The sequence below is a fragment of the Nostoc sp. C117 genome (assembly GCF_043099735.1).
In the GTDB taxonomy this organism is placed as follows: Bacteria; Cyanobacteriota; Cyanobacteriia; order Cyanobacteriales; family Nostocaceae; genus Nostoc.
The window spans coordinates 1450112-1465116 of the sequence record NZ_CP170991.1; the positions used below are offsets into that span (position 1 = coordinate 1450112).

Sequence of the window (15005 nt, forward strand, 5' to 3'; positions counted from 1 at the left end):
CTATTTTCACTGAAAGATTTTTTACCAGAGCGGGAAGGGATACTGTTCATCAAGGCAGACAACAAAGCATCACTTCAGGCACATAAAAAGATGGGTATGTGCAAGATGGCAGAGTTCATCTATGAAGGCACTGAGTTTTTGGTATTCGCGTATAATGGTTAACTACTTGATGGGTTTGGATAATTCGAGCGAGGCGCTCGCTTTCTTTTAAGAGCGAGGGGCGTAATCCCAAAACCCAGGAGATACACCGCTTCCGGCTATTATGCAATACAGTTTTTGTTCTTGCTCTCTCCTATCAAAGCTTTCAGATTTGAGGTACCTTTAACCCAATAATAAATATAACTTAAAATAAGGAGTTTAAAGTAACAGTACTCAATATGTCTGCACCTACGTAAGTCATCTTAATGAATACCTCTGCAAACTATCCAAGTTTTCTCGGCTTCGACTATGTTGAACTGTGGGTTGGCAATGCGAAGCAAGCTGCAAGCTTCTACAAGACTCGGCTGGGTTTTTCGGTATTTGCCTACCAAGGTCTGGAAACGGGCAGCCGGACGTGGACTTCCTATGCGCTTCGGCAAGGAGATGTGACACTAGTTCTTTCATCGGCGCTGCCACCAGGTAACAAAGAATTCAACGAACATCTCGCTCGCCACGGCGATGCCGTTAAAGACATCGCCTTCCGTGTAACCTCATGCGAATTGACCTATGAACAAGCGATCGCAGCAGGGGCAGTGTCAATTCAATCACCGCAAAAGTACACGGACGATCATGGGCAGATCGTCCTCGCTACTATCAAGACGGTAGGAGATACCACCCATACCTTTGTCGAGAGAAGTGGTAACAGTAAGACTTTTCTGCCGGGTTTTGTAGCTATTAATGATCCCGATCCGCTTGAACAGGTACTGGCAAGTGTTGGTGGGCGCTCACTCGATCACATTGGACTGAATATCTCTGAAGGAGAGATGGAACCGCTTGTCGAGTGGTATGAGCGCGTACTTGGTTTCCATCGTTTTTTCTCTATTGACGACTCCATTGTTCATACAAAATTCTCAGGGCTGAAGTCGATTGTAATGGCCGACTCCAGCGAACGGATTAAGATTCCATTGATTGAGCCAGCTTCCGGTATTCGCAAAGGTCAAGTTGAAGAGTTTCTTGAATATCACGGAGGAGCAGGAGCACAGCACTTTGCTATACGCACAGACGACATCCTGGCTTCCTCGCAAGCTCTGCATGAGCGTGGTGTTGAGACTCTCAAAGTGCCATCAGCATACTACCCACGGCTGCGCGAGTTTCTCCAGGTAGCTAATATCGAACTCCCGGAAGATATTGATGTGTTTGCTCAGTATGATATAATGATGGATTTTGACGAAAATGGCTATCTACTCCAAACGTTCACCAAGCCGATGAGCGATCGTCCAACGGCCTTTTTCGAGTTCCTGCAAAGACGGACGTTCAACGGGTTTGGAGCAAACAATTTCCGTGCAATTTTTGAGGCAATTGAGCAGGAACAGGAGCGGCGTGGCAATCTGCGATGAAACATAAGCTTTTATGGTCTTAAAGTGATCGCCCATCATAATCTCAATATTTCTCGGTTAAGAATTAAGCAGTATTGAGAATCAAAAAGTGAGTGGTTGACGTTTAGTTGGATGCCTGGTCAATTAGTTTCTCAATCTTCATCTGTTTTAGCCACTCCACTATTACGGGAATATCATCAATTCGCTCTGAGGTAATCTCTACTTGCTCACTGGTCATCGGCACACCCATCTGCTGAATATGTCCTCTAGACTACCGAGCATTCCTGTACAAATGTGGGATTCTTTTACTACAATTTCTCTATTTCTTGCTCTTCATCACATTAATTCCCTTCATCATCTCAAAATGAGCGAACCGACAGCAATGACTGATTACTGTTAACAGTCAACGGCCATCAAAAGAGTTTATATACTTTAGACGCATATCAGCTGACTAAAAATCTACTAACTTTCAGTTAAGGTAGGAGACTGGCTTATAACCACGTTTATTAAGCTGTCTAACAAGCGATCGCGTGATAAAAATGTCAGTTCTTTGCCATGCAATATTTCTTGTACAATCACATAGGATACCAAGGAACCAAAAAAAATGTGAGCCATTGCTTCTGGGTCAATAATTCCTAATTCTGCATGAGATGCAAAATACTGACTGAGTATTTGCTGACCGCGTAGCACAACGGTTCGGGTATAAACTTTTGCTAGTTCTGGAAAATTTTGTGACTCGGTAATAATCAAACGCAACAATGCTAAATAATCAGGATTATCAGCAACTTCGGTTAAATAAATTTCCCCAATTTGACGCAAAAAAATTTCTGGTTTGTTAGGCAAATTTTCTGTGGAAAAAATGCTGTGAAAACAAGTTAGCGTCAACCGTTCTATCAATGCTTTAAACAGTCCTTCTTTATCTTGAAAGTGACTGTATATCGTTTGTTTTGATACTCCTGCTGAGGCACTAACACGATCCATACTTGTTCTAGCGTAACCTTCCTTCAGAAATACCCGTATAGCTCCTTGCAAAATTTGCTCCTGCTTTGGAACGATCGCAGGGAGAGGATTTTCTAAGTTAGAAGTAGGGTTTTTGGACATGAACAGTAAATTTTTTGACGCATCTCTTGTATTATCATACTAGACAGTCTAGTATTAATGACGAAGAATTCAGAATACTTGATGTTCGTCTAGAAAATATTTTTGCTATCCAGGGTGCTACCATGACTCAAACTATCACGACATCCCCGGAAAATCTTAAAAATGCCCCAGTATCAAAGCAGCAGCGCTCCAAGAAATCAATTCTGTTAGCGATTGGGGTTTTGCTGGTGGCAGGTGGCATTGGCTACGCAGTATGGCGCAGTCAACCGCAAGTATCAGCTAATATACTGCAAGTTAGTGGACGGATTGAGGGTTATGAAACTGAGATTGGAATCAAGCGTTCTGGAAGAATTGAGTCAATTGCCGTGCGGGAAGGAGCAGCGGTTAAAAAAGGGCAAGAGTTAATTAAGTTAGATAATACAGACGATCAATTACTGCAAGATCAACTACGTGGCACACAAGCGAGAGTGACATCTGCTAAGTATGATGAACAACAGGCAATTGCTGATGTTGAACAAGTAACCAGAGAAATTCAGGAAATTAACAGCCAAATTAACGAAGCCAAACTGAATTTACGGCAGTCTCAAGGAGATACCGAAGGCAGAATTGAGCAAGCGCAAGCAAATGTAGCAGCAGCCAGAGCGACATTAGTGCAAGCACAAGCGCAAGTTAAACAGGCAACCGCAGAAGTTAATTTAGCAAAAATCAACCGCGATCGCTATGCTCAATTGGTAGAAGAAGGAGCGATTAATCAACAACAATTTGACCAAGCACAAACTACTCTAGATACGGCAATAGCAACCTTAGAAGCACGAGAGGCAGCAGTTAATGCTGAACTTCAACAGTTAAGTGCTGTGTCAGGAGCATTAACTCAAGCCAAAACTACAGGTTTCAATCCTGATATTCGCAACGCTCAATTAACAGCATTATTCAGAAAGCAGCAGCAAAGTGAGGCTCAACTTAAATCTGCACAAGCAAAAGTCTACTCTGCTCGTGCCAAAGTCAAAGATGCCCAAGCATCAAATCAGCAAATTCTTACCCAGATTGCAGACTCCAAGAAAGATTTAAATGTAGTTAGTCCTTTAGATGGAGTAGTGACAGCCCGGAGTGTCGAACCAGGTGCAATAGTTAGCAGTCAGACTAATATTTTGACAATTGTTGACCCTAAGACCGTGTATTTTAGAGGTTTTATTCCCGAAGGTGATATTGGTAGAGTGCGTCTAGGACAAACAACAAAAATCTTAATTGATTCTGCCCCAAATAAACCGCTAGAAGGTAAAGTAATTGCCGTCGATCCGCAAGCTTCATTTACACCAGAGAATATTTATTTTCAAAAAGATCGAGTCCGACAAGTAGTAGGAATTCGGATCAAAATTCAAAATCCTGACAGTTGCTTTAATCCTGATAATCCTTATATTCGATCGGATTTACCTTGCGCCAAAATGGGGATGCCAGCAGATGTCCAAATTAATTTGGAAGCAGGAAGGTGAAAAATGTTGGATTTTAGATTTTGGATTTTGGATTGAATAATCTGAGATTTGGGCGTTGCTGAATTTAGGTATAAAACAGAGAAATTTTTGATAACTCTGACTGCGTGAGAAATAAAATTCTGATTCTCAAATATTCGTGCTATGACCCTCATGAAACAGCAATTCGCAACTTTACCGCCAAATTTACCACCATTATCTAGTCCGCCAACCACAGCAATTGAAGTTCGCGGTTTGCACAAGCACTATGGAAATTTAGTTGCTGTGCGGGGAATTGATCTCAGTGTCAAAAAAGGTGAACTATTTGGATTAATTGGCCCTGATGGTGCAGGAAAAACTAGTACTTTTCACATTTTGGCTGGTGTGATGGAAGCAACGGCTGGGGAGGTACAAATATTTAATCAACCTGCACGAGATGCCCGATTAATGACAGGTTATCTTACTCAACAGTTTTCGCTGTATTTGGATTTGAGTATTGATGAAAACTTGCGTTATGCAGCAGGATTAAGGCAAGTCGCAGATGATTTGTTACAGAAACGCCGCAGTAAATATTTAAAATTAATGAATTTAGAGCGATTTGGCGATCGCTTAGTGGGACAACTTTCTGGTGGAATGAAACAAAAGCTGGCGCTGTGTTGTGCTTTAGTTTCGCAACCAGAAGTATTATTACTAGATGAACCTACCACTGGTGTCGATCCAGTTTCTCGGCGGGAGTTTTGGGATGTGTTAGGGGAATTGTCAGCCGAGGGAATGACAATTGTAGTTGCAACACCATATCTAGATGAAGCTGAACGCTGTCACCGTGTGGCTTTGATGTACAGTGGGCAAATTCATGAAATTGGCACACCCGCAGACTTACGGGCTAACTTAGGCTTGCATCGTTTAGAAGTGCGAACAGCCAACCTGGAAGCCACAGAAGAAATACTTTCCCAGGCTAGCGAAACAAATATAGTAGATGTGCAGACTTTTGGCGATCGCTTGGATGTCCTCGTTGAAGATATAAATTCTGGTGAAAGCCAAGTCCGCGAACTACTGAAACAACATCAATTACCTTCTCCCACTATCGAGTATGGCGAACCCACATTAGAAAACGTCTTTGTCACGCGCTTGCGACAACAAGGTTCCGCGCCGCAGTTTTTGCCGTTTCCTCGTTCTCGGAAGAGGGGAGTAGGGGAGCAGGGGAGCAGGGGAGCAGAGGGAGTATTTAATACTCAGGACTCAGCGCTAGCGATATATGCTCGCAATCTCAGTCGTGTTTTTGGCAAGTTCCAAGCCGTTAAAGATGTCAACGTCGAAGTGCGATATGGGGAAATCTTTGGGCTGTTAGGTGCTAATGGTGCTGGAAAAACCACCACCATTAAAATGCTATGTGGATTATTAGAAGCAAGTGGCGGTGAAATTTCCTTGGGTGGTGAAACCGGAAATCTGCGGAGTGCAGACTTACGGCGACGCATTGGTTACATGAGTCAAAAATTCACCCTTTACGACGATCTTACTATTCTGCAAAATCTCGAATTTTATAGCGGAGTTTACGGCGTACCTCGTAAACTCCGACGGGAAAAAATTGATTGGGTAATTGCTACCTGTGGCTTAGAAGGACAAGCAAATATGATTACAGGACAGCTACCTGGAGGTTGGAAACAGCGAGTTGCTTTTGGTGCTTGCGTGATGCACGAACCAGATATTTTATTTTTAGACGAACCAACATCGGGGGTAGATCCGTTGGCGCGCCGCCAGTTTTGGAAGCTGATTAATGACTTCGCCCGCAATGGTACAGCTATTTTAGTAACGACGCACTATTTAGAAGAAGCTGAACAGTGCAACCGTATGAGTTTTATGGTTGCAGGAAAAACCGTCGCCGAAGGTTCACCCAGTTCTGTCAAAGCCTCGCAACCAGGACAATTAATAGAGATTATTGTCAATCAAAACCAAGTAGCTTCTAAGATACTCAAACAATACTTTGAGTCGTGGCGTGTTTCGATTTTTGCTAATAGTTTACATATTGTCCTTGATAATCCCGAACAGGAAATAAATCAACTAACTCAACTTTTAGAAGCTAATCAAATTACCATCAATTCTTTACGTCCCATTCCTTTTTCTTTAGAAGATGCCTTTATTGGGATAGTAGAGCGATCGCAAGGATAGGACGCGGGTGGAGATAGGAATTTTAGATTTTGGATTTTAGATTGAATTCCAATAAAATTTTTAATTTCTCAATTCCTACTCACCATTACCCAATACCCAGTACCAAATATATATGAAACGAATTATTGCTCAATGTGTGAAAGAAATAGCCCAATTTCGCCGCGATCGCCTGACGTTGGCACTAGCATTTTTATTGCCATTCATCACCTTAGTAATTTTTGGCTTTGCCATTAGATTAGAGAGTAAAGATATTCCCTTAATTGTCCAAGATTTAAACCGCACAAACCTAAGTACCAGCTATATTGAAAGACTATATGCCACCAATCAATTTGTACCTAAACAGTGGTCTGGTGGCAATCCTACACGGGATGCTATAGATAGAGGAATCGCCAAAGCCGCAGTCATTATTCCGCCAGAATTTAGCCGTGATATTCAAGCAGGTAGAAGTACAAAACTGCAAGTATTAATCGATGCCACTGATGTTAACAATGCTCGTGTAATTAGAAATAGTATTCAGAGAGTCACAAACTTTTTTATGCAAGAGCATAGATTGATACCTGCTACTAGTAGCATTACAGCAAATATCCGTCTATGGTTTAATCCTGGTAGACTAGAATCGCTATATATTGTCCCAGGAGTGTACGGAGTTATACTATGGATTTTTCCTTCATTGCTCTCAGCGATCGCAATGGTGCGGGAAAAAGAAAAAGGTACAATCTTACAAGTTTATGCTTCTAGTATTAGTGCCACCGAACTATTATGTGGTAAAGGATTAGCATACTTATTAATTGCGATCGCTGAAACATTAGTAGTTATGGTATTAGGCTCAATTATTTTCCAAGTTGGTATAGTTGGCAACCCCATAACATTACTACTTGGCACTTTATTATTTCTGACAGATAGCGTTCTTTTCGGGTTACTTTTAGGAGTACGTAGTAGTAACCAAAATGCTGCTGTACAAGGCGTTTCCCTCGTAGGATTTATCACATCATTGTTACTCTCAGGTTTTATTTATCCCCTCAACAATATTCCTTTCCCCTTATCACTAGCACCTAATATAATTCCGGCACGTTATTACATTGATATCACTCGTGATGCCTTCGTCCGTGGTACAGGATTTGCTGGAGTTTGGTTTGATTTACTCATGCTTGCAGCTTTAGGATTAATATTTTTCAACGTATCACGCCGAGTTTTAAGCCGAATGCAATTACCAAATTAATCTCTCTGTATTCTCTTGGCTTCACTAAAAAAGGATTTTATGAAATTTATCCAGCGATTATTTGATAGTCCATTTTGGGCATTGGTGCGGAAAGAAATTAATCAAATTATCCCCAATAAACAATTAATTATTTTATTAATTGTTCCGCCAACAGTCCAATTATTGCTGTATGGCTTTATCCTCAATCCTGATGTTCATAACTTACGATTAGGTGTCATTGACTATGCCAACGTCAGCGCCAGTCGAGAGTTAGTTTCAGCTATGACATCAAATCAAATTTTCACTTTAGAATCTTTACCAAACAGTGAGAAAGAATTGAGTCGTCAGGTAGAAGAAGGAAAGTTAGATGCTGGGGTAATAATTCCTCCCGATTTCCCGCGTCAACTGGCACAAAAATCAGCAGAAATTCAAGTATTTATTGATGCAGTAAATGCTAACACAGCAGGGATTGCCGGAAATTATATGAATCAAATTATCCAGCAATATAATCTGCAATTAACCCCAGGTAAAGCAAGTCTTCCAGTGTCCACTGAAGTTGTATTTCTTTACAATCCTGGACTAACGAGTAGTTGGTTTTTTGTTCCAGGAGTTATGGGTTTAGTTTTAACATTAATTGGGACAATAGTATCAGCAATTACAGTTGTCCGGGAAAAAGATACCGGAACTTTAGAACAATTATTAATGAGTCCGGCTGCTAACTGGCAAATATTACTATCGAAAATTGTCCCTTTAGCATTTTTATTACTGGGAGATGTTTTATTAGCTATTACTTTAGCGACAGTAATATTTCATGTACCATTTCGAGGTAATTTTCTGCTATTTTTGGCCTTATCAAGTATGTATTTATTTGTCGGCATTAGCTTGGGTATTATGTTGGCGACTGTGAGTAGTTCCCAGCAACAGGTAGTTCTGATATCTTTCTTTATTAATTTACCAATGGTACAAACTTCTGGAGCGATCGCCCCCATTGAAGCCATGCCCCCTTTCTTTCAAGTGCTGTCCCTACTCAATCCCCTCCGCCATTACATTGCGATCGTTCGAGGTATTTTGCTCAAAGGTGTTGGCTTAGATGTACTGTGGATAAATGTTTTGGCTTTAGTCGCATTTTCTGTTGTGTTATTAACTATTAGTATTAGTAAGTTTCGCAGTCAGTTAAGCTGAAAGATATTGAAATTAGAAATAAACCGAACGCCTATCTAGTAGTTCGCCAACCCAAAATTGCGCTTGTGGAGGTCGGCAAGGGAGCAGGGGAGCAGAGGAGAGGCAAATACCAAGTTCTTTCCCCTCTGCCCCTCTGCCCCTCTGCTAACCACCATGCAAAGTTTCCTTGGCAGACTACTAGTAGTCTGTCAAGCCAACTTTGCTTGGTTTGACAGGTTTTGGTAAGCTAATTGAAGTATTAGCTACGGTTAGCATTATGGCAAAGAAGTATACAATAAATTTGAGTAATGGAGAAGTAGCCTATCTGCGATCGCTAATCAAAACAGGTAAGAGTAAAGCAAGAACTATTGCTCGTGCCCACATTCTTCTGATGACTTCTGAGGGGGAAACCGATGCCACGAGCGCAGATAGGCTACGAGTTAGCGTCTCGAGAGTTGAGCGCACCCGCGCCAAGTTCATCAAAAATGGGATTGAGGGCACGCTTAATGACCGTCCTCATCCACCCAAACCACGGAAGCTAGATGGTTTTAATATTTATCACCGCGATGCTGATGTTATTCGTCTAGTAGTTGATAACCTGAACACAGATAATCCAGCATCTTTGTATGAAGTTTTTGAGCCACAAGAAGCTCGTCGGATTGTCCAAAAATTAGAGTTTCACTACACACCAAAACATGCCAGTTGGTTAAATCAAGTTGAGATTGAATTCTCTGTTTTATCCCGACAGTGTTTAGAGCGACGCATAAAAGATGTACAAACATTATCGAATGAAATCGCCACTTGGGAACAACAACGGAATAATGTATCTGCCAGTGTCAATTGGCGCTTCAAAACCACTGATGCACGGACAAAGATGGAGCGGTTATACCCCACGTTCTCACCCTGCAAAGTTGCCTTGACAGACTACTAGTTCCATAAAATCAATTTTATCAATCTCAAATGAAAGCTGGGGGAAGGCTTGCGTTTACAATCTGCTATCAACCAAGCACAAGCTAAGTTGCAATTAACTGTACGCGATGCAATTGAAACCGTTCTCAAACAAGCAGCGTCCTAACAAACATGGCTACGGCTATACCACAAAACACTTTTGCAAGAGTTCTAACCGAGATCGCCAAAAGTTGCCAAGAACCATTTTATGCTTAAATCACTAAAACCCAGATTTTGAAAGTGATTCAATAATCTGAGTTTAGTGACCATAAGTACACTTATCTGATTGATTGCTAGTCGTTAATCCTGCCAGACGGGAATTTTATCTGGCTTGAGGGAATTTCCCAACTTCTCAAAGCGGGCTTTAGTCATATAGTGTACTTCAGGTAAATATTCACCTAAAACACCATTGTGAGAGTTTTGTCCAATTATGGATGGGTCATATCGTTTGCTTGCCCAATCACTAGCCCATCCTATTTTGCGATCGTCTGGAGTTAAACCAAAGTCCCAATTGGGATAAACACTCATCCAACGCAGAGTCCAGCTGACGTTTGTCGTTGGTCCCCAGTTGACCCAGGTGATACCATTGCTGGCCGTTGCGTTTTTCGGACGGTCTTCCGCTCGAGATAAAACGATCGCATATCGCTGCTGAGCATCTGTGATAATTTCATCATCCATGACTGAATGTAAGACTGCACCAACAAAGCCATCAGGTTCGGGCAATGCTGTATCAGTAGCAGTGATTGACCAGTAACGAGCCTGGGCTTTTTTCATCACGGCTTCACCATTGCGTGTACGTGGAGTTGTCGGCAATTTACCAGTTAATACGGCAACCTTATCTCGTCCCAGAGACATGCCTCGTAACAAATAATTAATGTAATTACATTCCGTTGCCGCCACTGAAAAGTTACCAGGTGGTGGCATGTCTTCTCCACGACCTGCGACACCAAGATCTAGATCCCGTACATACTCCTTGTCTAGGTTCAACCAGGGAACTTCCAAAGCCATTCCCTCAACAATTGCTCGAAAAATCCCAAATTTCTTGAACCATCCCGTTTTTGCACCTTTATGTTTAGTTGGATCTTCAGGAGCTGTCCACTTAGCAGCAATGCGCCGATTAGATCGATTCTCCCAACCTTCAAAATCAGCTTGGATATAGTATTTTCTACCATCAGGCAACTGATAATAGACTTTAGGAAGTGGCACACCCCCTAAGGAACCCTTAGCTTTATCTGGTGCATAATAGCGAATCCATATCTGACCCATATCCCATATACCCAGTCCATGCCCCCAAGGTTTAGTCTCTCCCCAAGGTCCTTGATAGAGGATTGATCCACCCACGCGATTGTTGCCAGGTGCGCGATAATGAGGAGGACGAAATGCCGGATTCAAATCAACAGGATTGCCGATCGCCATATCGAACGTCACTCGATATTTACGCTTGGCCGCATTGCGGTTCGCATCTACTCGGAATGGATTGACATTTCCTGGCAGTGGATCGATATCAACATCTACAATCGGCACTTCGCCAACACCAAAGCCCCGATATCGGTAGGCTTCAGGATGAAACGAAGGTGTAATTTGAATATCAAAGAACCGCGCATGAGGAAATTCTCCTTCAACGATTACTTTACTGCCAAAGGGGGCAAGCAGATTAGGTAATACTAAGTAGGTTGCATTGGGGTCTGGGAAAAACCCACGAGTTGCTTTGAGATTAATTTTCTCAGCCGGTCGGACTACCCATTGTTGCTGAGGTGTAATCTGCTCAGGCTTTACTAAGCGAAAATTACGGAATTCTTTGGTATCCACCCCCTTAGGAATCAATTTATCGGGAATCCCCGGAGAAGCCTTACCCGCAAACCATGCTTTAATGTGGCCTTCAAGACCATCCGAAATTTCTTGTGCCTTAGCAATCACTACTTTTCTATCTTGGAAATAAGGGAACTTAGGTGGAGACGGTGCCAGCCAAGAAGGACGAGGATTTGCTTCTGCGATTACTTGAGATTGAGAATAGGCTTCTACAACATTGCCACGATGGTTAAAATTGGCTACAACTAGGTACAATCCTAGAGAAAGCACGGCAGTCAGAGCAATCTTAACAAACCGATTACGGAGACAATTCATAGCTCTAATAGATCCGATTAGTTGACAAAATTTAGCTATTTACTCAGTAAATTAAGCATTGAACCTGGAAAAGGTTTTTGTAAAAAAGTATTAAGCTTCCTCAATATTTAGATGAATTATCACCACATATACCATCCCTGCATGATTTTCGGGTAGACATTTATAATTTAGGGTAAAGCCTTGCTAAGCTGATGCGCGTCTAAAGTATATAAACACTCTTGATGGTCGTTAACTGTTGACTGTTGAAGGGTTTTCAGTCATCATTCATCTGGTAAATGTACAAATTAAATGCGTAACAACTTAGTTGTATAGCGATCGCTAATTCAGTGATTTGATAGTTTGTGGAGGTTCGTTAAAGTTTAAGGTCTGATACCAGTCAATAAGCAATAGTACTTAGGGCTTGCTGAAATTGCAGTCTCAAACAGAATTTTTCAGTAGGCGATCGCCGTTGATAGGCATCATTCATTCTTGCCCCATAAGTTCAATACAAAATTTCACTTCATATCTCTGTTTTTTCTAAATGTTAAGCATAATTACTAGTTGACAAAAATCATGTGGTTTGAACCTTTGACGGATGACAAAGAGCTGCTGACGGCTGCTATAGTTAAGCTGAAAGGAAATATGCTTTGCAAAAAGCACAATTGGTTTCTGGTATCCCAATCGAGTTGATAAAAGCCAACTTAAAGTTATACAAATCAGCAAAAATCAGCAACTTTTGATAAATAGTAATCCATATTAAAAATGTCTATTGAGATCATACAAGTTAATAATCTACGCAAAAAAGGACAGTTTTTTCAGTACAACTATCAACTCTACAAAGACGATCCATATTGGGTTTCCTGGCCTGTTGCCAATCTTGTCAAGATGTTCGATCCTGGAGAATGTGGATTCCACCAGCACGGGATTCTAGAAGCATGGCTGGCTTACCAGAATGGAAAAATAGTTGGTCGGATTGCAGGTTCCATCGATTGCACTTATAACCAAACCTACGGTACACAAACCGCTTTTTTTGGATTCTATGAATGCATTGATGACCTAGATGTATCAAAGAGATTATTTGAGCAGGTTGAGAATTGGGCTAAGTCTCATGGGATGACACAACTATTAGGGCCTTTTGCTCTCTCTCCAATTTATGGTGCTGGAATGCTAATTGCCGGATTCGATGATAGCCCATACGTGGCCATGCCATACAACCTATCATACTATCCAAACCAATTAGAATCCTTAGGCTTCAAAAAAGCTAAGGACTATAAAGCGTTCAGAATTAAAGGAGAATTGACTATCCCTGAGTTCTTGACAAAAAATGCCCAAAGGTGGCGCAATAAACGAATCACCTATCGTCAGTTGAATCCAGATAAGCTTGCCCAAGAATCTGACCTTGTTTGCGATCTCTACAATGATGGGTTTGCGGGTCAATGGGGGTATACCTACATTGAACGGTCGGAATTTTACCAATTGGCGCTGGATTGGATTCAGGTGATTGACCCTCGGCTGTTTCTGTTTGTCCTTATGGAAGATAATCCTGTTGGGTTTGGTATGCTTGTACCCGATGTTTTTCAAATTCTGCACCAGACCAAAACCTTACCGGGATTACTACGGTATTTAGGCCGACGTATCTTCACCTTTGGTCGTGAGAATGGAATTACGCGTTACCGTTTAGATAGCTTGTGTATCCGCAAAAAATATCAATCTTTGGGTTTAGGAGTGCTTCTCTGGTGCGAGATAATGCAACAATATTTAAATTCTAATTATACTGAAATTGAGTTTTCACCAATGTTAGAAGATAACGCAATGGTTCAAACACTATTACTTAAACTTGGGGCTGAACGTTCCAAAGTCTATCGAGTTTTTGAGAAATCTTGGTGTAATTAATTAACTAAATTTCGGCTCATCTTGATACGTATCATATAATTGATGAAAAGTTTTGCGATTTCAGATAAGAATGTCTGCATATCCAGAATCCGTTGCTCCAAACATTGACGAATTGACACTCTGCGATCTCAAGGTGCCGAGGTTCTTAAGACTTTACAAATTCAACAAGGATCAAACCCTTTTTCCTCTGCCCGATCCCAACGATAATTATTTACATGAACCTACTTAAAATATATCCGCAGGGTCAGCTTGGTGTAACTTATTGATCGCAATACCTCCAGAAATAAAACACATGACAATGGTCAACAACAGCACAAAAATAGCCCGACTAGCTGTCATCATAATTGGCAATCGAGTAGATATTTGGGCAGCATGATATACTCCCAAAGATAGAACACAACCTGGAATGAAGCCTATTAAGGCCAAAATCAATGATTCTTGAAAAATGACAATTATTAAGTAGCGATTGCTATATCCCATAGCCTTCAATGTCGCGTATTCTGGTAAATGGTCAGAGACATCTGCATAAATAATCTGGTAAACAATCACTGTACCAACAATGAAAGCCACTACTGAACCTAATCCAAATATAAATCCAATGGGAGTAGAATTCGCCCAATATTCTTTCTCCCTTGTAGCTAATTCTGCTTGTGTTAACACTTGAATATCTGCTGGTAAAATAGTCTGTATATCTGCTTGTAACCGTTGAATATCTGCATTGGATTTCAGTTGAATTATACCTATATCAATCTGGTCTGTCCGACGGTTGGGAAATAACTTCATAAAAGTTGATTCACTAGTAATGGCGTTACCATCAGCGGCAAAAGATGCTCCCAAATTAAATATTCCTGCTACTCGGATCAAAACATTATTAACTTCTGTTTGTAATAAATCAGACTGTTGTACAAGAGCAGAGATAGGGCCATATTCTGACCGTCCCATTTGGTCAAACAGCACGCTATCGAGCATTTTTAAGTCATCCAAATGTTGATTGACCTCTGGTAATTTAAAAGCAGAATTGGCTGGATCTATACCAAAAATTAGAATCCGGCGGTCTTTGTGGGTAATAGGATTGCGCCACTGTCCAGAATCAATGTAGAGGTAACTAACCGATGTCACACCCTCAAATCCCGCAGCTTGATATAACCGTTGTCTGGGAAAACTCTTGACAGAGAACACAGTTTCAAACTGAGGATTAATTAAGAAAAGATCCCCTTGTAGAGAATATTGAGGTCTCACAGCAGCATTGTAGAGCGCACTCTTAAACCCCAATTGTACAAACATCAAAATATCTGCAAAAGCAATTCCCACAATTGCAACTGCTAAGCGAGTTTTTTCCCTGGACATTTGCAACCAGGCTAAGGGGATTCTATAAAATAGTTTACGAAGCATAAATTGAATTTTTGAAGAAAAATTAAAGGATGTCTAATGAATTCTCACAGGTAGCCTATATTA

At 41.2% G+C, this 15005-nt stretch carries 9 protein-coding genes and 2 pseudogenes; 8 read left to right on the top strand and 3 right to left on the bottom strand.

Going from position 1 to position 15005, the window contains the following annotated elements:
* Positions 1 to 404: 404 nt before the first annotated feature.
* Positions 405 to 1535, top strand: a complete 1131-nt coding sequence (hppD, locus tag ACFG4S_RS07365) for a 4-hydroxyphenylpyruvate dioxygenase (protein ID WP_392534170.1) — start codon at positions 405 to 407, stop codon at positions 1533 to 1535.
* Between the two features lie 441 nt (positions 1536 to 1976).
* Here the strand turns inward: hppD and ACFG4S_RS07370 are convergent, their stop codons facing one another.
* Entirely contained in the window at positions 1977 to 2615 is a 639-nt protein-coding gene (locus ACFG4S_RS07370) for a TetR/AcrR family transcriptional regulator (RefSeq protein WP_392534171.1), read from the bottom strand.
* Positions 2616 to 2737: 122 nt separating this feature from the next.
* On the opposite strand from ACFG4S_RS07370, the gene ACFG4S_RS07375 reads away from it, so the two are divergent.
* The 6 genes and pseudogenes from ACFG4S_RS07375 to ACFG4S_RS07400 form a co-directional block, all read left to right on the top strand.
* Positions 2738 to 4105, top strand: a complete 1368-nt coding sequence (locus ACFG4S_RS07375) for an HlyD family secretion protein (protein ID WP_392534172.1) — start codon at positions 2738 to 2740, stop codon at positions 4103 to 4105.
* Positions 4106 to 4255: 150 nt separating this feature from the next.
* Positions 4256 to 6247: an ATP-binding cassette domain-containing protein gene (locus ACFG4S_RS07380; protein WP_392534173.1), complete on the top strand. Its 1992-nt coding sequence runs from the start codon at positions 4256 to 4258 to the stop codon at positions 6245 to 6247.
* A gap of 112 nt (positions 6248 to 6359) precedes the next feature.
* Positions 6360 to 7466: an ABC transporter permease gene (locus ACFG4S_RS07385; protein ID WP_392534174.1), complete on the top strand. Its 1107-nt coding sequence runs from the start codon at positions 6360 to 6362 to the stop codon at positions 7464 to 7466.
* 39 nt (positions 7467 to 7505) lie between these two features.
* Complete coding sequence (locus ACFG4S_RS07390) at positions 7506 to 8627, top strand: ABC transporter permease (RefSeq protein ID WP_392534175.1); 1122 nt, start codon at positions 7506 to 7508, stop codon at positions 8625 to 8627.
* Positions 8628 to 8997: 370 nt separating this feature from the next.
* Positions 8998 to 9048, top strand: a pseudogene (locus tag ACFG4S_RS07395) (hypothetical protein); the annotation flags it as partial.
* A gap of 123 nt (positions 9049 to 9171) precedes the next feature.
* A pseudogene (locus ACFG4S_RS07400) lies at positions 9172 to 9537 on the top strand (transposase); the annotation flags it as partial.
* A 317-nt stretch (positions 9538 to 9854) separates the two neighbouring features.
* Here ACFG4S_RS07400 and ACFG4S_RS07405 read toward each other — a convergent pair.
* Positions 9855 to 11678, bottom strand: coding sequence for a hypothetical protein (locus tag ACFG4S_RS07405; RefSeq protein ID WP_392534176.1), 1824 nt, complete (start codon positions 11676 to 11678; stop codon positions 9855 to 9857).
* Between the two features lie 741 nt (positions 11679 to 12419).
* Here ACFG4S_RS07405 and ACFG4S_RS07410 point away from each other — a divergent pair.
* Positions 12420 to 13550 (top strand): hypothetical protein, encoded by a 1131-nt coding sequence (locus tag ACFG4S_RS07410; RefSeq protein ID WP_392534177.1) that lies wholly within the window; start codon positions 12420 to 12422, stop codon positions 13548 to 13550.
* 225 nt (positions 13551 to 13775) lie between these two features.
* Here ACFG4S_RS07410 and devC read toward each other — a convergent pair whose 3' ends face one another.
* Positions 13776 to 14942 (bottom strand): ABC transporter permease DevC, encoded by a 1167-nt coding sequence (gene devC / locus ACFG4S_RS07415; protein ID WP_392534178.1) that lies wholly within the window; start codon positions 14940 to 14942, stop codon positions 13776 to 13778.
* Positions 14943 to 15005: the final 63 nt, after the last annotated feature.

Bases quoted from the DNA above. Each gene is read 5' to 3' on its own strand.
- ACFG4S_RS07390 (WP_392534175.1), top strand. From the start codon at position 7,506: ATGAAATTTATCCAGCGATTATTTGATAGTCCATTTTGGGCATTGGTG.
- hppD (WP_392534170.1), top strand. From the start codon at position 405: ATGAATACCTCTGCAAACTATCCAAGTTTTCTCGGCTTCGACTATGTT.
- devC (WP_392534178.1), bottom strand. From the start codon at position 14,942: ATGCTTCGTAAACTATTTTATAGAATCCCCTTAGCCTGGTTGCAAATG.
- ACFG4S_RS07375 (WP_392534172.1), top strand. From the start codon at position 2,738: ATGACTCAAACTATCACGACATCCCCGGAAAATCTTAAAAATGCCCCA.
- ACFG4S_RS07385 (WP_392534174.1), top strand. From the start codon at position 6,360: ATGAAACGAATTATTGCTCAATGTGTGAAAGAAATAGCCCAATTTCGC.
- ACFG4S_RS07410 (WP_392534177.1), top strand. From the start codon at position 12,420: ATGTCTATTGAGATCATACAAGTTAATAATCTACGCAAAAAAGGACAG.
- ACFG4S_RS07405 (WP_392534176.1), bottom strand. From the start codon at position 11,678: ATGAATTGTCTCCGTAATCGGTTTGTTAAGATTGCTCTGACTGCCGTG.
- ACFG4S_RS07370 (WP_392534171.1), bottom strand. From the start codon at position 2,615: ATGTCCAAAAACCCTACTTCTAACTTAGAAAATCCTCTCCCTGCGATC.
- ACFG4S_RS07380 (WP_392534173.1), top strand. From the start codon at position 4,256: ATGAAACAGCAATTCGCAACTTTACCGCCAAATTTACCACCATTATCT.